Source organism: Oceanospirillum sp., from assembly GCF_982874595.1.
The window spans coordinates 1-16,422 of sequence record NZ_CEYNZH010000066.1; the positions used below are offsets into that span (position 1 = coordinate 1).

At 51.9% G+C, this 16,422-nt stretch carries 17 protein-coding genes; 12 read left to right on the forward strand and 5 right to left on the reverse strand.

Going from position 1 to position 16,422, the window contains the following annotated elements; translation table 11 throughout:
* Nucleotides 1-213 (forward strand): DUF2834 domain-containing protein (locus AC4GL5_RS16995; protein ID WP_490383996.1); only part of this gene is annotated, 213 nt, incomplete at its 5' end.
* Here AC4GL5_RS16995 and AC4GL5_RS17000 read toward each other — a convergent pair.
* Nucleotides 187-879, reverse strand: a complete 693-nt coding sequence (locus tag AC4GL5_RS17000; protein ID WP_490383997.1) for a TetR/AcrR family transcriptional regulator C-terminal domain-containing protein — start codon at nucleotides 877-879, stop codon at nucleotides 187-189. The genes AC4GL5_RS16995 and AC4GL5_RS17000 overlap by 27 nt on opposite strands.
* A gap of 157 nt (nucleotides 880-1,036) precedes the next feature.
* Here AC4GL5_RS17000 and AC4GL5_RS17005 point away from each other — a divergent pair, with 157 nt between their 5' ends.
* Nucleotides 1,037-2,026 carry an NAD(P)-dependent alcohol dehydrogenase gene (locus tag AC4GL5_RS17005; RefSeq protein WP_490383998.1) on the forward strand — a complete coding sequence of 330 codons (990 nt, stop codon included), beginning with the start codon at nucleotides 1,037-1,039 and terminating at the stop codon, nucleotides 2,024-2,026.
* A 29-nt stretch (nucleotides 2,027-2,055) separates the two neighbouring features.
* Here the strand turns inward: AC4GL5_RS17005 and AC4GL5_RS17010 are convergent, their stop codons facing one another.
* Nucleotides 2,056-2,388 (reverse strand): SMR family transporter, encoded by a 333-nt coding sequence (locus AC4GL5_RS17010; RefSeq protein WP_490383999.1) that lies wholly within the window; start codon nucleotides 2,386-2,388, stop codon nucleotides 2,056-2,058.
* A gap of 210 nt (nucleotides 2,389-2,598) precedes the next feature.
* On the opposite strand from AC4GL5_RS17010, the gene AC4GL5_RS17015 reads away from it, so the two are divergent.
* Nucleotides 2,599-4,779, forward strand: coding sequence for a sensor domain-containing phosphodiesterase (locus AC4GL5_RS17015; RefSeq protein WP_490384000.1), 2,181 nt, complete (start codon nucleotides 2,599-2,601; stop codon nucleotides 4,777-4,779).
* Between the two features lie 9 nt (nucleotides 4,780-4,788).
* On the opposite strand, the gene AC4GL5_RS17020 is transcribed toward AC4GL5_RS17015, so the two are convergent.
* Both AC4GL5_RS17020 and AC4GL5_RS17025 read right to left on the reverse strand, forming a co-directional pair.
* A complete protein-coding gene (locus AC4GL5_RS17020; RefSeq protein ID WP_490384001.1) occupies nucleotides 4,789-5,112 on the reverse strand; it encodes a putative signal transducing protein in 324 nt (107 codons plus the stop codon).
* A gap of 76 nt (nucleotides 5,113-5,188) precedes the next feature.
* Nucleotides 5,189-5,776, reverse strand: a complete 588-nt coding sequence (locus AC4GL5_RS17025; protein WP_490384002.1) for a TetR/AcrR family transcriptional regulator — start codon at nucleotides 5,774-5,776, stop codon at nucleotides 5,189-5,191.
* Between the two features lie 228 nt (nucleotides 5,777-6,004).
* On the opposite strand from AC4GL5_RS17025, the gene AC4GL5_RS17030 reads away from it, so the two are divergent.
* Nucleotides 6,005-6,637: a glutathione S-transferase family protein gene (locus AC4GL5_RS17030; protein ID WP_490384003.1), complete on the forward strand. Its 633-nt coding sequence runs from the start codon at nucleotides 6,005-6,007 to the stop codon at nucleotides 6,635-6,637.
* A 146-nt stretch (nucleotides 6,638-6,783) separates the two neighbouring features.
* On the opposite strand, the gene AC4GL5_RS17035 is transcribed toward AC4GL5_RS17030, so the two are convergent.
* Nucleotides 6,784-7,344 carry a PhnA domain-containing protein gene (locus AC4GL5_RS17035; RefSeq protein ID WP_490384004.1) on the reverse strand — a complete coding sequence of 187 codons (561 nt, stop codon included), beginning with the start codon at nucleotides 7,342-7,344 and terminating at the stop codon, nucleotides 6,784-6,786.
* Between the two features lie 186 nt (nucleotides 7,345-7,530).
* On the opposite strand from AC4GL5_RS17035, the gene AC4GL5_RS17040 reads away from it, so the two are divergent.
* The 8 genes from AC4GL5_RS17040 to AC4GL5_RS17075 form a co-directional block, all read left to right on the forward strand.
* Entirely contained in the window at nucleotides 7,531-8,436 is a 906-nt protein-coding gene (locus AC4GL5_RS17040; protein ID WP_490384005.1) for a DMT family transporter, read from the forward strand.
* 58 nt (nucleotides 8,437-8,494) lie between these two features.
* Nucleotides 8,495-9,391: an Abi-alpha family protein gene (locus AC4GL5_RS17045; protein ID WP_490384006.1), complete on the forward strand. Its 897-nt coding sequence runs from the start codon at nucleotides 8,495-8,497 to the stop codon at nucleotides 9,389-9,391.
* A gap of 339 nt (nucleotides 9,392-9,730) precedes the next feature.
* Nucleotides 9,731-10,333, forward strand: coding sequence for a transcriptional regulator BetI (gene betI / locus AC4GL5_RS17050; RefSeq protein WP_490384007.1), 603 nt, complete (start codon nucleotides 9,731-9,733; stop codon nucleotides 10,331-10,333).
* Nucleotides 10,334-10,439: 106 nt separating this feature from the next.
* Nucleotides 10,440-11,939, forward strand: a complete 1,500-nt coding sequence (gene betB / locus AC4GL5_RS17055) for a betaine-aldehyde dehydrogenase (RefSeq protein WP_490384008.1) — start codon at nucleotides 10,440-10,442, stop codon at nucleotides 11,937-11,939.
* Nucleotides 11,940-11,972: 33 nt separating this feature from the next.
* Nucleotides 11,973-13,649: a choline dehydrogenase gene (gene betA / locus AC4GL5_RS17060; protein ID WP_490384009.1), complete on the forward strand. Its 1,677-nt coding sequence runs from the start codon at nucleotides 11,973-11,975 to the stop codon at nucleotides 13,647-13,649.
* Nucleotides 13,650-13,765: 116 nt separating this feature from the next.
* Nucleotides 13,766-14,737, forward strand: coding sequence for a choline ABC transporter substrate-binding protein (locus tag AC4GL5_RS17065; protein WP_490384010.1), 972 nt, complete (start codon nucleotides 13,766-13,768; stop codon nucleotides 14,735-14,737).
* Nucleotides 14,738-14,879: 142 nt separating this feature from the next.
* Nucleotides 14,880-15,719 (forward strand): choline ABC transporter permease subunit, encoded by an 840-nt coding sequence (gene choW, locus AC4GL5_RS17070; RefSeq protein WP_490384011.1) that lies wholly within the window; start codon nucleotides 14,880-14,882, stop codon nucleotides 15,717-15,719.
* A 34-nt stretch (nucleotides 15,720-15,753) separates the two neighbouring features.
* Nucleotides 15,754-16,422, forward strand: a 669-nt coding sequence (locus AC4GL5_RS17075) for an ATP-binding cassette domain-containing protein (protein WP_490384012.1), incomplete at its 3' end; no start/stop codon positions are given.

Sequence of the window (16,422 nt, forward strand, 5' to 3'; positions counted from 1 at the left end):
CTTGCGAATCCGATCAGTATCTTTGCCTGGCTGGACGTAGTGGTTTCAGCACTCGCTTTAATCGCTTTTATTATGGTGGAAAGCAAACGCGCTCAGGTTCGCTACTCCTGGCTGGCGATTCTGGGGACCTTAACGGTGGGCGTGTCCTGCGGTTTACCCCTGTTCCTCTATCTGCGAGAGCGTGCTTTACCGGCCCGTCAGGAGTTTTTCTAACCCATCCAGCACCATATTGAAGCCAAAACTGAAGTCCTGAATTCCGAGGTGACGCTTAGCGATCACCTCGTGGGTCAGGGCGTTCAGATTGGGATACTCTTCCGGCGGGATCATCGCTACATAGCTTTTGGCCACTTCGGCATACTCTTCTGCCTCAAAGGGAAAATTCAGCTCCTGCAAGGTAAAACCGTAGATGTAGCTGTCCATCGCATTCCAGGCATAATCCGCCTCAGCCAAACTGAATCCCGCTTTCAGCAGGCAACCCAGGGTATCATCGACATAATGCAGCATGACCGGTCCCGCATTAACCCGGGAGACCAGAGGTAAGGTCGCCCACGGATGCGCCAGCAAAACCTTGCGCGCATTGTCTGCCCGTAACGCCATCGCCTGTCGCCACGGAAGCGTCTGATCCGGCGATCCCATCTCAGCCACCACCCGTTCCACCAGACCATCGATCACCGCTTCTTTATTGGCGACATGGTTATAAAGCGACATCGCTTTAACCCCTAACCGATCCGCTAAGCGACGCATAGACAGGGTATCCAGCCCCTCTTCATCGACGAATATCAGAGCCTCGGCCAGCACTTTCTCCCGACTGAGTTTGTTACGGGGGGATTTTTTTTCAGTCGCGCTCACCGCCGCAGCTGTTGGCTTTTTCTCTGACATTTCAATTCCTTAAACGGATGGTGCAGGCACAGATAATGCCCTGAGAAAAAGATTAGCTCAAATCGCCCTTTACTTACAGCGTAAGTTTTGTCATTTTATAAAAAGCTTACAGCGTAAGTATTTAGTGATTTCCGGAGTCTATTCCATGGATAACCTGATGAACACAACACCCGAAATGAAAACCCTGTTCTGCCCCCGCTATGGTGCCCCCGATGTACTTGAAGTGCGCCATCTGGCAAAGCCCGAACCTGAAGCGGGACAGATTCTGATAAAGATCACCGCATCTGCCGTCTCTCAGGCGGATACCATGATGCGCACCGGAACGCCCTTCTTCGCCCGACTGATGCTGGGGCTAACCCGGCCGAAGCATCCGGTACTGGGTACGGGTTTTGCGGGAGTGGTCGAGGCCATCGGTGAAGGTGCAGAGCGATTCCATGTGGGCGATAAAATCTATGGCGAAACATCGCTGGATTTCGGGGCTAATGCAGAATACCTCTGTCTGGATGAAGCCAGTCTGCTCAGCCTGCAGCCGGAAGCGCTGACCGATGCGCAGTGCGCGCCACTGTGCGATGGGGCTTTAACCGCATGGAATTTCCTGCACCGTTTAGGGGAGATCAAAGCGGGTGATAAGGTCCTGATCAACGGTGCATCCGGCAGTGTCGGCAGTGCTGCGGTACAGATTGCCAAAGCGGCAGGAGCCGAAGTGACCGCCTTGTGCAGCCGCCCCAATCATGACTGGGTCGAGCAGATCGGCGCGGATCATCTGATCGATTACCAAAGTCTGGATGTGACGGAAGGTCAAAAGCAGTACGACATCATTTTTGATTGCGTCGGCAAGTTCAGCTTTGCCCGCTGCAAAAAGATTCTGACCCCACAAGGGCGTTATCTGTCACCCGTGCTTACCTTGCCGCTACTGCTGAATATGCTGGCGACCCGATGCTCAAAAGGCAAAAAAGCCCTCTTCTCTGCCACAGGGCTTTTGCCGGTGCCGCAACTGCAGGGCTATCTGAAACAACTGGAGAGGCTGATCAGAAACGGTCAGCTGACCACGGTGATGGATCGTGAGTTTAATCTGGAACAAGGAGCAGAAGCGCACCGCTATGTGGAGTCGATGCGTAAGAAGGGATCGATTGTGCTAAGACCCTGATCGCATGAAATCCTAAAGTGACCCGTGACTTAATGCACACCACTTTTGGAAAACAGGTTCAGTACCAGCACACCGGAGAGGATCAGGCCGATACCCAGTAATCCCATGGCATCAATCTTTTGCTGGAAAACCACCCAACCAATCAGAGCCATCAGGACAATACCCGCACCCGCCCAAACCGCATAGGCGATCCCTACCGGGATCGTCTTCAGCGTCAGGGATAGCATCCAGAATGCGATGCCGTAACCGGCCACCACAGCAACAGAAGGCCAGATTCGGGTAAAACCCTCACTACCTTTAAGAGCAGAGGTACCTATCACCTCTGCAACAATGGCGATTGCAAGATATAACCAGGCACTCATAAAATCGCTCTCCGGCACATAAAAAAATAACGGTCATCAATCATCAGGGGGCAACCTGTCTTTGAGGGTTGGGGTAGCATAACGCCTTAATATCAAAAGACAATTTAGTCTTTGATATAGCGCAACCGTTTTAAACATTCCAATGTTATACTTCGAAATCTTTTACCCTATACCCTGCACTGACACAGTCACTTAGGATAGCGAGGTGGTATGCACAGCAATCAATGGAACCAGATCTTCCAGCACGCCCCTATCGGGATGCTTGTGCTGACCCCGGAAGGTCAGGTAATGCACTGCAATCCAACTGCCTCCGCGTTCTGGGGCGATACACTCTGCTGCCAACCCGAGCAGGATCTTCCGGCAATCATGGAAATGTCCATGACGGAACTGATTGAGCACTTTAAGGCCAGCGATGAGCCTCTGATCAGCACCCGAGAGCTGACAATCAAAAAACCTGCATCCGAGGCTTCTAATCGATCCGTCTGGGTACACTTTACGGTATCCCCTATTCGCAACGATCACGGCACACTGACGGAACTACTGGTCAGCCACCAGGATATCAGTGATCAGATCTATAACCGTCAGGTTATCGAGAACACCGCCCAAGGGGTTTCAGCGATCAGCGGCCAGGGATTCTTTGAATCATTGGTTACTCATTTGGCGCGTATTTTTGATGCAAAATACGCCTTTATCGGTCTTTTGGATGAAACCGCAAACGCTCGTCGCGAGATAAAAACGCTGGCCCTGAGTGCGAACGGCAAGATCTGCGATAACTTTCGCTACGCACTGCAAAATACCCCTTGTGATAACGTTCTCAGTCAAAGCACCTGCGCTATCTGCGAAGGCGTTCAGCAGCTCTATCCCGATGACCTTCTCCTTCAGGAGATGCAGATTGAGGGCTACATCGGCACCCCCATATTTGCCCCTAAAGGCCGTGCCATGGGGATTATGGTGGTACTGGATACCAAGCCCCTTGAGCGGCTGGATCAGGTTAAAAGTATTCTTGAGATCTTTGCTGCCCGGGCAGGGGCAGAGATTCAGCGGCTGGAAGCGGAACAGCAGATCCATCGTATGGCCTACGAGGACTACCTGACCCATCTGCCAAATCGCGCCAGCCTCTATGAGCAACTGCACAGCCTGAAGAACAGCGGTAAGGCTATTAAAACAGAGCCTCACTCTGCACTGTTCATGATTGATCTGGATAATTTTAAAACCATCAACGATGCCCTTGGTCACGATATTGGTGATGAGATCATTCGTAAAGCCGGTGAACGCCTGCGCCAGAAACTACCGGATGAGGTTTTTATCTCCCGTATCGGAGGGGATGAGTTTGTCGTGCTGCAAACGGATGTCACAAACGGCATCGACAAACATCAGGTTGGGTTAATCGCGGAAAAAATTCTCTTCCTTCTGGGCCAGCCGTTTCAAATCGGCGACCGTATTATCAATATCAGTGCCAGTATCGGCGCGGTGCTCTTCCCTCAAACCAACCTGGCAGATAACTGCTCTGAGCTGGACCTGATGCGTTATGCCGATATCGCACTTTATCAGGCAAAAAGCGCAGGCCGGGAACGTTTTGTCATCTACTCCCCTGAGCACCAGCAGGAAGTTAACGAACGCCTTGAAATAGAGCGCGGCCTGCGTGACGCCCTGCAGTATGATCAGCTGAAAATCTATATGCAGCCACAGGTTAACCCCCAGGGCACCGCACTGGGTGCCGAAGTTCTGCTGCGATGGGTTCATCCTGAAAAAGGCATGATTCCGCCTTTCCGTTTTATTCCTATCGCAGAAGAAACCGGGTTGATTTTGCGCATCGGTCACTGGGTACTGGATAAAACACTGGAGATGCTGGCAAGCTGGCAACAAAGTGATCGCCCATCACCCAAGTCGATCTCTGTTAATGTCTCAGCCTGGCAGTTTTCTCAGCCAGACTTTGTCCTGACTACACGCGCTCTGTGTGAAAAGTGGCAGATATCCCCTGAACGCATCGTGCTTGAAGTGACCGAAACCGCACTGCTTCGGGATATTACCGAAACCCGCCTCAAGCTTCAGACCTTACGCAAGGAAGGCTTTCGTATCTCGCTGGATGACTTTGGTACCGGCTATTCATCCCTCGCCTACCTGCGGGATCTGCCGCTGGATGAACTGAAAATAGATAAAAGCTTTATTGATGAAGTGCAACCCGGCCACCCGCAACCCTTGGTGGAATCAATGATCGCTATCGGCAAGCATATGAAGATGGATGTGGTCGCTGAAGGTGTGGAAACTGCTGAGCAGGCCGCACAACTGGAACAGATGGGCTGCATCATCTATCAGGGTTATCATTATGCACGGCCAATGCCAGTCGAAGACCTGCCCAGCTGGATCGAAAATCAGAAAGGCCTGCTCTGATCGTATCGTCTAGAGAGCTTCGGGGGCATTGCGTTGACAGTTCCAGCAAAACTCGAAGCTGGCTTCATTCTGTTCGCCGCAACCACTGCAAAACCAGGGTGCGTCCATGGGGGACTCAAAGGCCGCCAGAGCCTCTCTGGCTCTGGTAAAATCCGCCGCTTCCACCCAAAGCGCCACCTCGGTCTCCTGAGGGGGCAGCTCTCCGGCACCCGCCACCAGCCCTTCACCTTTCAGGCTGACCTCAATGCCCATCGCCTGCAGCATTCCCTTGAGGTTATGAGCTTCCAGCAGATGACTGGCGTTATAAACCTTTAACCAATCCTGTTCGGGCATCTTATTCTCCGTACCAAACTCAACAACCAAACCCTATAACCTTATCGACACCTCTAACTCATTCAGCCTGACGGCATCACTCACAGAGCACCGCCGTCATAGGATGCTGCTCAGGGGAACAACCCAGCTGATGCTGGGCTTCCGCTTTGGCGGCGTTAAGAATCTGGTCTGACAACTCCCCATCACCGGCAGCCCGCGCCAATGCAACACCACCGATCATAAGCACACTGGAGAGAATCGCCTGTTCGTGGCTTTGACCGGACTCCCGCGCCATCAGCTTAATAAACCCCTTTAAGACCTTGGCGTAGGTCTCCTGCTGCAAAGGCTCACGTTGGGTAATATCAGAGACCAGAAAAGCCAGCGGACACACATCCCCCTCGTTATCCAGATGATCCCGGGACAGGTAGAGATCAATAATCTCCTGCAGGCTGGCCGCTTCCGTCAACTGACGCCCCGCCCGACAGGTCGACGCATAGATGATCGCCTCAGAATACAGCTCCGACTTAGACGAAAAGTGCTTGTAGAAGGCCCCCCGGGTCATCCCGGCCTGCTGCATCACCTGATCAATCGACACCTTGTCAAAGCCTTGATGGGTAAAAAGCCGGGAAGCACTTGTCAGAATCTTATCGCGGGTTTGTTTTTTATGTTCCGGTGACCAGGGCATGGTTATCTCCTTTTCAGCATCGCCTTATGATGGCACAAGCTTAAAAGATGTTCTTGAACATATTGTCAGCCACTCTATTCTTCTCTCAACTCTGAAGCGCCACAAAATGATACCCAGACAAAAAACAGGTGTCATACTTGTGTATCATATAACGCTATCAGCACGACGCTTTATAACAAGACAAAGATAAGAGCCGTTGTCAGGCTCCGAGATAAAAAGGATAGAAAAATGATCGACATTTACGGTATGCCCCACAGCAATCTGGTTCGTAGTGTTGCCCTGACCTGCGCGGCAAAACAGCAGCCCTTCCAGATTGGCTGGACCCTTAATGGTGAAGAGATCCCTTTCCGTAGTGAAGCCCACACCAACATTCACCCCTACGCCAAATTTCCGATCATCCATCATGAAGGTATGACGCTGACCGAAACGCTGGCGATCTGTCGTTATCTTGATGCCCGATTCCCCGACAACCCACTGCAGCCGGAAGACCTGAAAGAACAGGCAGAACATGATGCCTGGTGCTCCCGTGCGATTACCCAGCTGGATCACGCCATTATTCGCAGCTATCTTATCGAATACGTCGTGCCAACGGGACCTGAAGGCAAGCCAAACGTTGAGCTCATGCTTAAAAACAAGCCGCAGGTGCTGAAAGCGGTCTCAGTAATTGAAGACCGCATTAAAGATCGTGATTTTATCTGCGGAGACAAGTTCACACTGGCTGACGCCCTGATTACACCGCTGGCACACTACGCAACACTTCAGAAAGGCGACCTGAAACTGGTCGAGGATGACAGCCCTATCTTCGCCTATCTGGAGCGTGTTTTTGCCCTACCCGGTGTAAAAGAGATTTTCGGCAAATAATGACCCGTGTTAAGTAACAGCCCGAGCTAAATAGCAGCAGGCACAAAAAAGGCGACTACCCGATGGGATAGCCGCCTTTTGCGTTTTGGCATTATTTCAAGTCGACATTATTTAAATCAACACCTGCACGCTCTGACAGTCTGAAATCAGGCTTTCTTAACAAACTTAGTCAGAATCACAATACGAACACCGTTAACACGGCCTTCGATATGCTCAGGATTGTCGGTCAGTGAGATACCGCGAACCGCCGTACCACGCTTAGCGGTAAAGCCCGTACCTTTAACATCCAGATCCTTAATCAGGGTAACCGTGTCACCGGCTTCCAGTTTAGCGCCATTGCTGTCCAGAGTCGGTACGGAATCCGCCGCAGGCATACCCGCACGGGCCCATTTCTCCAGCTCTTCATCCAGATACATCATATCCAGAAGATCCTGCGCCCAGGGTTCAGAGTTCAGGCGAGTCAGCATACGCCACGCCATCACCTGTACCACAGGAACCGGACTCCACATGCTGTCATTCAGGCAGCGCCAGTGATTCTGATCCAGCTCCTGGCCTTCGATCTGATCACGGCAAGTACCGCATGCCAGAATGCACTTATCAGAGTGCGCTTCTACAGGCGGTACTTCAAAAACAGCAAGATTCTCTTCTGAACCGCAAAGCTCACATTTAGAGCCGCTGCGCTCCATCAGTGTTTGTTCAATACTCATTTTAATGTTCCCTGTGGGTTGAAGGCGGTATTATGCTCTTTTTGGCAGACAAAATCAGAATATCCCTATAAAAAACACTGAAAAATTAGGCAATTCCGGCAACTTTTTTCTTTAAATCTGCAAAAGCTCTTCTTTTAAAAGTGAAAGAGCACCGGTCGTGAAGAACCGTCACCTCAAGGAATTTCTATGCGCAACGCAGTTATGTCTCTCTCCCGCAATACTCAGGCTGATCTCTTACTGGTGCTGGTGACCCTACTGGCCGGTGCGGGCTGGATCTTTTCAAAAAACGCCATGGCGGCGTTCTCTCCCATATTGTTTCTTTCGATCCGCTTTCTGATCGCCGGTATTTTTCTGGGCGGCATGGCATCAACACCGCTACGAAAACTAAACAAAGAGGAGCTGAAGAAGAGTGCTCTGGTGGGACTGGTATTCGGTATCGCCATGACCTTCTGGATTCTGGGGCTGTTCTACGGCAATCATGTCGGTGTCGGCGCATTTCTGACCAGTCTGGGTGCGGTATTAGTCCCCGTGGTGACACTTTTCTTTGGCGAGAAAGCCAGCAAGAGTCTCTGGTACTCTATGCCGGTGGTGGTTGCCGGTTTGGCCTGTTTATCGCTGGATAGCAGCTTTCACTTTGGCTGGGGTGAGCTGTCGTTTCTGACCTCCGCCTTTTTGTTTGCCCTCTTCTTTACCCTGAACAGCCGATATGCCGCTTCGATTCCGGCGCTGCCACTCACCACTATTCAGATGGTGATTACCGCCATCATCGCCTTTGTCGTCAGTCTCTTTATGGAAGAATGGCAGTGGTCGTTTGAACTCAATATCTGGGGCTGGATTCTGGCCAGTGCCATTATCGCCACCAGTGGCCGCTTTCTGTTTCAGACCAAAGCACAGGGCATGGCTCCTGCCAGTCACGCCGCCATTATTATGACCTTAGAGCCGATCTGGGCTGCACTGTTTGCCAGCATCTGGCTCGGCGAAACCATGACCGGCCTGCAGTTTGTCGGCTGCGCCCTGATCTTCAGCGCCATGCTGATCAACCGCTGGCAGGTGATAGCCCACCTGCTTGGGTGGAAAAGAACTTTGGCCTAAACAATCAGTTATTCGCAATAACCATACGATGAACTTAATTAGCCAATAGGGACTAAAAATGAATGAGGAAAACACCGGCAACAATACTGTGCTAGCTGACTCAGTTGTTGAGAAGAGCGTAGATATCGCCAAAGGGTTCATCGAGAGACTCGTCATGCCCACAGCAGAAGAGCTAGGCCTTCTGATCAAAGATCAAATATCTCTATGGCGTTTCAATAACCAAGTAAAAATTCTTACAAAGGCCAAGTTAATTTGCGAAAAGAACAATATAAGCGTTAAAGCTATCTCACCGAAACTACTATGCCCCTATCTTGAACATGCATCTTTAGAAGACAACGATGAACTCCAAGAAAAATGGGCAAATCTATTAGCAAACATGGTTAATTCCGACAAAAACATCCAAAACCATGTTTTTCCTTACATTTTGAGTCAGCTTTCAATCGATGAATATCTATTCCTCGAATGCGTAGTCGAAGCCAAAGAAGCACGCATTAAGCACCTCGAAGATGAACTTTTTGTTTTTCAAAGAGATAAAGAACGCATTCGCGAATCGCTTGAAGCCAAACTTGATAAACTAAAACAAAAGCATCAGGAAATGCAGAATCCTAATGGCAATAACATCTTTGTAGATAGTAATTTGCATAAAGAAATGAAGAGCACTGAAAGGGAAATCAGCATGCTCAAATACAGAGAGAATATACTCTTAAGAAAAATTGAATCTAAGCAAAAAATCGAAGCAGCTAAAGTCAAAGAGTTTGAGATTGCCAACATCATTAGACTCGGCCTCGCTAGAGTAACATTTGAGGCTAGCGCATTGACAAATAGCCTAGAAATCCCCGGTGGTATCGAAACATACACGTCCGTTGATTTAGATATTGAAATCGAAACTGAAAGCACGACAGTTCTCACTGAACTCGGTGAATTATTTATTAACGCTTGTAGAATCGACGAATAAAAATTCTCCCCCCCCCACGCCCTTAGCTCATCCAAGAACTAGGTTTTTTTTACGCCTAAAAGCCCCCTCAGCAGATCTCTCTTTCCAAAAAATACCGCGCCCGACTCAAAATATGACCCACCAGTCGAAAATTTTCGACCCAAAACATAAGACTCCTAATATTTACCCCTATAACGACATTTTTAAGATTTTAACTGCACGTTTGCAGTGATTTACTGCAATTAAATCCACGGACAAAACATTAGATTAGAACCCTAATGAATTTTTGCTTGCGGACTTTGATTGCATCTGTCATTTTTAATTAAACATTCATTTAAGAAAAAACAGGGAGCGGTTGCGATGCCTAAAGTCGGCATGCCGGAAATCCGTAAGCCTCAGCTGATTAACGCCACCATGGAAGCGGTTAACGATGTCGGTCTTCATAAGGCCAGTGTCGCCATGATCGCGAAATATGCCGGCGTTTCCCCGGCAATTATCAACCATTACTTCGGTGGTAAAGATGGCTTGCTGGAAGAAACCATGCGTTCAGTTCTTAAAGATCTGTCCGCAGCCATCAGTAATCGACTGAAAACCGTCGATAAAAACGATGTTGTCGCCCGCATTAAAGCGGTTGTGGAAGGTAATTTTGACCCTAAACAATTAGACAGCAAGGTGGTTAAAACCTGGCTGACCTTCTGGTCGCACTCCATGCACAAGCCGCAACTGCACCGTTTGCAGCGGGTGAACGAGCAACGGCTGCTCTCCTACCTGCGTTACGAGCTAAAACAGGTGGTCAGCCACGAGGAAGCCGCCTTTATCGCTCAGGGCGTGGCGGCTTTGGTCGATGGGATCTGGCTGCGGGGTGCCTTGTCGCCCAACGGCATCGACAAGGAACTGGCTGAAAGCCTGATTCTGGATTACCTGAAGCTGAAGCTACCGGAATCGGTCTGGCAGGACGCCTGAGCGCACAGCACTGCGCGCCACTCAAGCCCCCCCGGAACAGCATCCTGTTTTAAATTTTTAAGCTCTGAACTGAATACATCGCCAGAAACATTATCGGGTTACCAACATGACAACAGCACTGACACAGCAAACATCCAGCACCCAACAACCGACCATAACCCAACACTATGTCCACGGCCGTTACACCACAGAAACACCGAAAGAGACGTTTGCCAGCATCAACCCGGCTAACGGTGAAGTGATTGCCACCGTCGCTCAGGGTGATGACGCCACCATGGCGGCCGCTATCGCCTCCGCTAAAGCGGGTCAGGCGCAGTGGGCTGCAATGACCGGTATTGAGCGTGGCCGCATTCTGAACAAAGCCGTTGCTCTGCTGCGTGAACGCAACGATGAGCTGGCGATGCTGGAAGTGCTGGATACCGGCAAGCCGATTCAGGAAGCAGACTGCGTGGATATCGTCACCGGCGCTGATGTGATCGAGTACTACGCCGGTCTCGCCGACAAAATTCAGGGCGATTATCAGCAGCTGAATGATCAGAATTTTTTCTACACCCGCCGCGAGCCCTTAGGTGTTTGCGCCGGTATCGGTGCCTGGAACTACCCGATTCAGATCGCCTGCTGGAAATCCGCTCCGGCACTGGCTGCCGGTAACGCAATGATCTTCAAGCCGTCTGAAGAAACTCCGTTAAGCGTGCTCAAGCTGGCCGAAATCTATACCGAAGCCGGTGTGCCGGATGGTGTTTTCAATGTGATTCAGGGTGATGCCCGTGTCGGCCAGATGCTGACCGCCCACCCTGAGATCAGCAAGGTGTCCTTCACCGGCGAATGCGGCACCGGTAAAGCGGTGATGGGTGATTCCGCCAAGACGTTGAAGCAGGTGACCATGGAGCTGGGCGGTAAATCCCCCATGATCATATTCCCGGATATGCCGATTGAACAGGCGGTTTCCGGTGCCATGCTGGCTAACTTCTACACTCAGGGCGAAGTGTGTACTAACGGCACCCGTGTCTTTGTCCACGATGATATCTATGACGCCTTCCTTGAAGAACTGAAAACCCGCACCGAACAGATGATTATCGGCGACCCCACCGACCCGAAAACTCAGGTGGGCGCACTGATCTCCAAAGACCACATGCAGAAGGTTCTGGGCTATATCGAAGCGGCCAAAAAAGCCGGTGCCCGTCTGGTTTGCGGTGGTGAACAGGCGACGGAAAACGGTCTCGATAAGGGCGCATTCGTTAAGCCCACCGTATTTGCCGACTGCACCGACGATATGCCGCAGGTGATCGACGAGATCTTTGGCCCTGTGATGTCGGTACTGCGCTTCTCGGATGAAGAGGAAGTGATCACCCGCGCCAACAACACCGAATACGGCCTGGCCGCCGGTGTTTTCACTAAGGATCTGGGACGCGCCCATCGTGTGATCAACCGCCTGCAGGCGGGTATCTGCTGGATCAACACCTGGGGCGCATCCCCTGCGGAGATGCCGGTGGGTGGTTACAAACTGTCCGGCATTGGTCGTGAGAACGGTATCGAAACCCTCTACCACTACACCCAGACCAAGAGTGTGTTTGTAGAGACCGGCGATATTGAGCGCCCGTACTGATCCCTGCGCAACCCACTAATGAGTCCTAGCGATATGAAACAGGAATACGATTACATCATCATCGGCGCAGGTTCTGCTGGTTGTGTACTGGCGGATCGTCTGACCGAAAGCGGCGAGCATACGGTTCTGCTGCTGGAGAAAGGCGGCAGTGATAAGAGCATCTTTGTCCAGATGCCCACCGCGCTCTCCTACCCGATGAACACTGAAAGCCTCTGCTGGCAGTTCCACACAGAACCGGAGCCGGGAGTGAACAACCGCTCACTGCACACGCCACGGGGAAAAACCCTTGGCGGCTCCTCCTCAATTAACGGCATGGTATATGTGCGCGGCCACGCCTGCGACTTTGACCAGTGGCAGGAACAGGGCGCAACCGGCTGGGATTACCAGAGCTGTGTACCCTACTTCCAGCGCGCCGAAACCTGGGAAGGCGGCACCGACGCTTACCGTGGCGGCAACGGCCCTGTGGGTACCTGCAACGGCAATAAAATGTCGCTGAACCCGCTCTATCAAGCGTTTATTGATGCCGGTGTCGATGCTGGCTACGGCTACACCAAAGATTACAACGGCTACCGTCAGGAGGGCTTTGGCCCGATGCACATGACGGTGAAAAACGGCGTGCGCAGCTCCACCTCTAACGCCTATCTGCGCCGCGCCATGAAGCGCCCGAATCTGACGGTGCTGACCGGCGTACACAGCCGCAAAATTATCACCGACAAACCCGGTGATTTGGTCGTGGCCACCGGTGTTGAGTTTGAACACAAAGGCCAGATCAAAACCGCTAACGCCTACCGCGAAGTGATCTCGGCCGCGGGTTCGGTCGGTTCACCCCAGCTGCTGCAGCTGTCCGGTATCGGCCCGAAAGCCGTGTTGGAAAAAGCCGGGGTTGAGGTAGTGAAAGATCTGCCCGGCGTGGGCGAAAACCTGCAGGATCACCTTGAGGTTTACTTCCAGTACCAGTGCAAAGAACCGATCTCACTGAACTCCAAGCTGAACCTGATCAGCAAGGGTCTGATCGGCACCCGCTGGATTCTGTTCAAAGATGGCCTGGGTGCGACCAACCACTTTGAATCCTGCGCCTTTATCCGCTCCCGCGCGGGGCTGAAATGGCCGGATATTCAGTATCACTTCCTACCGGCGGCGATGCGTTATGACGGCAATGCGGCCTTTAAAGGTCACGGTTTTCAGGTGCATGTTGGCCCGAACAAACCGGCCAGTCGCGGTCATATCCGCATTAAAAGCGCCGATCCCCATGAGGCTCCCAGCATTCTGTTCAACTACCTGACCGAACAGCAGGATATTGAAGACTGGCGCGCCTGTATCCGCCTGACCCGTGAGATTTTGAACCAGAAATCACTGGAAAAATATCGCGGCAACGAGATTCAGCCGGGTTATGACGTGGAGTCTGACGAACAGATCGATGCCTGGGTGCGCGACAACGTGGAAAGCGCTTATCACCCCTCCTGCACCTGCAAAATGGGTGCGGATGATGATGCCATGGCGGTACTGGATGCGGACTGTAAGGTACGCGGCGTTGAACATCTGCGGGTGGTGGATTCCTCGGTATTCCCCACCATCACCAACGGCAACCTCAATGCCCCGACCATCATGGTAGCGGAGAAGGCAGCAGACAAAATTCTGGGCAAAGCCCCGCTGCCAAAAGCGGATGCGCCGGTTTGGATTCATCCGGATTACGAGAACAGCCAGCGCTGAACAGGATTAGTAAGCAGGCGGCATAACGCCCGCCAAGCTTTAAGACCTGATAACCCTAATAGCCAAATAAAGATAAAACCTAATAAAGATAAACAGATAGACGAGAAGGAAAGACAATGAAAACTCAAAAAGCGCTTATCCCAAAGACACTCGCAAAAACGCTCGCGGTGATCACCGCAACCCTTTCTGCCAGTGCCTTTTCACTGAGCTCTCATGCCGCTAACGATTGCTCCACCGTACGTTTTTCTGACGTAGGCTGGACTGACATCACAGCAACCACCGCAGTGACCTCTGAAGTGGTTAAAGGTCTGGGTTACACCCCGAAAACTCAGCTGCTGTCTGTACCTGTAACCTATACCTCGCTGGCTTCCGGCGAGCTGGATGTGTTCCTGGGTAACTGGATGCCCACCATGGAAGGCGATATCGCCAAGTACCGCGAAGCGGGCACCGTGGAAACCGTTAAAACCAACCTGACCGGCGCAAAATACACCCTGGCGGTTAACAAGGCAGCCTTTGACGGCGGCGTGCTTACTTTCGCGGATATCGCCAAGTTCAAAAGCAAATTCCGTAACCGCATCTACGGTATCGAGCCGGGTAACGATGGTAACCGTCTGATTCAGGACATGATCGATCAGGATGCCTTCGACCTGAAAGGCTTCAAACTGGTGGAGTCCTCTGAAGCGGGCATGCTGTCAGAAGTACAACGCGCCGAGCGTCGTAACAAGTGGGTTGTTTTCCTGGGTTGGGAACCACACCCGATGAACAGCAACTTCGAGATCGAATATCTGGACGGTGGTGATGACTGGTTCGGCCCGAACTTCGGTGGCGCAACGGTACATACCAACACCCGTAAAGACTACAGCACCGAATGTCCGAACATGGGCAAACTACTGACCAATCTTGAGTTCTCGCTGACCATGGAGAACCAGATCATGGGTGCGATTCTGAATGATAGCAAGAAGCCTCAGCAGGCAGCAACCGAGTGGCTGCGCAACAACCCTGAAGCGCTGAACAACTGGCTGGAAGGCGTTAAAACCCTGGACGGTAAACCCGGTCTGCCAGCGGTTAAAAAGCATCTGAATCTGTAAGCACTCGATAGAATATAAGGCGCTCTTCTGGAGCGCCCCCCTCTTTTGTTCTCTGCTGTTTTTTTACTTTTAAGTGTGTCACCGCGCCTTTTTATGAATATGCGTCACTGCATCTGCGCTTAAGCAAACCGGGTAACCCGATATGAACTGGATAACTGAACACAAACTACCGATGGGACAATGGATGGAGTCCTTCGTTGACTGGCTGATTGGAAATGCCGCCGGATTTTTTGACGCCATCGCCTTCTCTCTGGAGTGGCTGATTCTGGGTGTCACCGACCTGCTGCTGATGGCACCTGCCATGGTGCTGATCGCGCTGACCGCCGCCCTGAGCTGGTGGCTGCAACGCTCTATTGGCCTTGTGATTTTTGTCGTGGCCTCACTGCTGCTGATCGCCAACCTGGGCTACTGGAGCGAGATGATCGAAACCCTGGTTCTGGTGCTGATGGCCACCTTTATGTGTGTGCTGTTTGGTATTCCGCTGGGGATTCTGGCGGCACACTATCCGAAATTCCATATAGCGATCCGCCCTGTGCTGGATCTGATGCAAACGATCCCGACCTTTGTTTACCTGATTCCCACCCTGATCCTGTTTGGTCTGGGTGTGGTGCCGGGTCTGATCTCCACCATTATTTTTGCGATTGCCGCACCGATCCGCCTGACCGCGCTGGGTATCAGCAGCGTACCCCAGGAACTGCTGGAAGCCGGTAAAGCCTTTGGTGCAACCCGCTGGAAACTGCTGTTTAAAGTGGAGCTGCCCGCCGCCATGCCGAACATCATGGCCGGTGTCACTCAGTGCATTATGTTGTCGCTCTCTATGGTGGTTATCGCCGCCCTTGTGGGTGCGGATGGTCTGGGCAAACCTGTGGTTCGCGCCCTGAACACCGTGAATATCTCCCAGGGTTTTGAAGCCGGTCTGGCGATTGTTCTGGTCGCGATCATGCTGGATCGTCTGTGCAAACAGCCAAACCGCGATCACTAATCCAACCACATCATAAGCATTGAAGGTGACCATCATGAGTACCGAACAAAACATGATTGAGATCGAAAATCTGGATGTGGTTTTCGGCGACCAGCCGGAACAGGCTCTGGCACTGCTGGATCAGGGACTGAGCCGTCAGGAGATTATCGACCAGACAGGTTCAGTCGTTGGCGTACACAACGCTAATATCACGGTAAAACAGGGTGAGGTCTGCGTATTGATGGGGCTTTCCGGCTCCGGCAAGTCCAGCCTGTTACGTACCCTGAATGGCCTCAACCCGATTACACGGGGCAGCCTTAGAGTTCAGGACGGTGGCGAAACCGTTGATCTGGCAACCTGCGACGAAAACACCCTGCGCCATCTGCGCACTAACCGCATCTCTATGGTGTTCCAGAAGTTCGCCCTCATGCCCTGGCTGACGGTGCTGGAGAATGTTGCTTTCGGCCTTGAGATGAAAGGCATCAGCAAGAAAGCGCGCCAGAAAAGCGCCATGGACAAACTCGAAATGGTGGGCCTGGCGGAATGGGCACATTCCAAACCCCATGAACTGTCCGGCGGTATGCAGCAGCGCGTGGGTCTGGCCCGCGCCTTTGCTATGGATACCGATATTCTGCTGATGGACGAGCCGTTTTCAGCGCTAGATCCGCTGATCCGTGCCCAGCTGCAGGATGAGCTGCTGGAACTGCAGCACAAAATGAAAAAG

What these genes read in the sequence shown, in the direction of transcription:
- betB (WP_490384008.1), top strand. Translation starts at nt 10,440, where the DNA reads ATGACAACAGCACTGACACAGCAAACATCCAGCACCCAACAACCGACC.
- AC4GL5_RS17045 (WP_490384006.1), top strand. Translation starts at nt 8,495, where the DNA reads ATGAATGAGGAAAACACCGGCAACAATACTGTGCTAGCTGACTCAGTT.
- AC4GL5_RS17030 (WP_490384003.1), top strand. Translation starts at nt 6,005, where the DNA reads ATGATCGACATTTACGGTATGCCCCACAGCAATCTGGTTCGTAGTGTT.
- AC4GL5_RS17005 (WP_490383998.1), top strand. Translation starts at nt 1,037, where the DNA reads ATGAACACAACACCCGAAATGAAAACCCTGTTCTGCCCCCGCTATGGT.
- AC4GL5_RS17065 (WP_490384010.1), top strand. Translation starts at nt 13,766, where the DNA reads ATGAAAACTCAAAAAGCGCTTATCCCAAAGACACTCGCAAAAACGCTC.
- AC4GL5_RS17040 (WP_490384005.1), top strand. Translation starts at nt 7,531, where the DNA reads ATGCGCAACGCAGTTATGTCTCTCTCCCGCAATACTCAGGCTGATCTC.
- choW (WP_490384011.1), top strand. Translation starts at nt 14,880, where the DNA reads ATGAACTGGATAACTGAACACAAACTACCGATGGGACAATGGATGGAG.
- AC4GL5_RS17035 (WP_490384004.1), bottom strand. Translation starts at nt 7,344, where the DNA reads ATGAGTATTGAACAAACACTGATGGAGCGCAGCGGCTCTAAATGTGAG.
- AC4GL5_RS17020 (WP_490384001.1), bottom strand. Translation starts at nt 5,112, where the DNA reads ATGCCCGAACAGGATTGGTTAAAGGTTTATAACGCCAGTCATCTGCTG.
- AC4GL5_RS17010 (WP_490383999.1), bottom strand. Translation starts at nt 2,388, where the DNA reads ATGAGTGCCTGGTTATATCTTGCAATCGCCATTGTTGCAGAGGTGATA.
- AC4GL5_RS17025 (WP_490384002.1), bottom strand. Translation starts at nt 5,776, where the DNA reads ATGCCCTGGTCACCGGAACATAAAAAACAAACCCGCGATAAGATTCTG.
- AC4GL5_RS17015 (WP_490384000.1), top strand. Translation starts at nt 2,599, where the DNA reads ATGCACAGCAATCAATGGAACCAGATCTTCCAGCACGCCCCTATCGGG.
- betI (WP_490384007.1), top strand. Translation starts at nt 9,731, where the DNA reads ATGCCTAAAGTCGGCATGCCGGAAATCCGTAAGCCTCAGCTGATTAAC.
- betA (WP_490384009.1), top strand. Translation starts at nt 11,973, where the DNA reads ATGAAACAGGAATACGATTACATCATCATCGGCGCAGGTTCTGCTGGT.
- AC4GL5_RS17000 (WP_490383997.1), bottom strand. Translation starts at nt 879, where the DNA reads ATGTCAGAGAAAAAGCCAACAGCTGCGGCGGTGAGCGCGACTGAAAAA.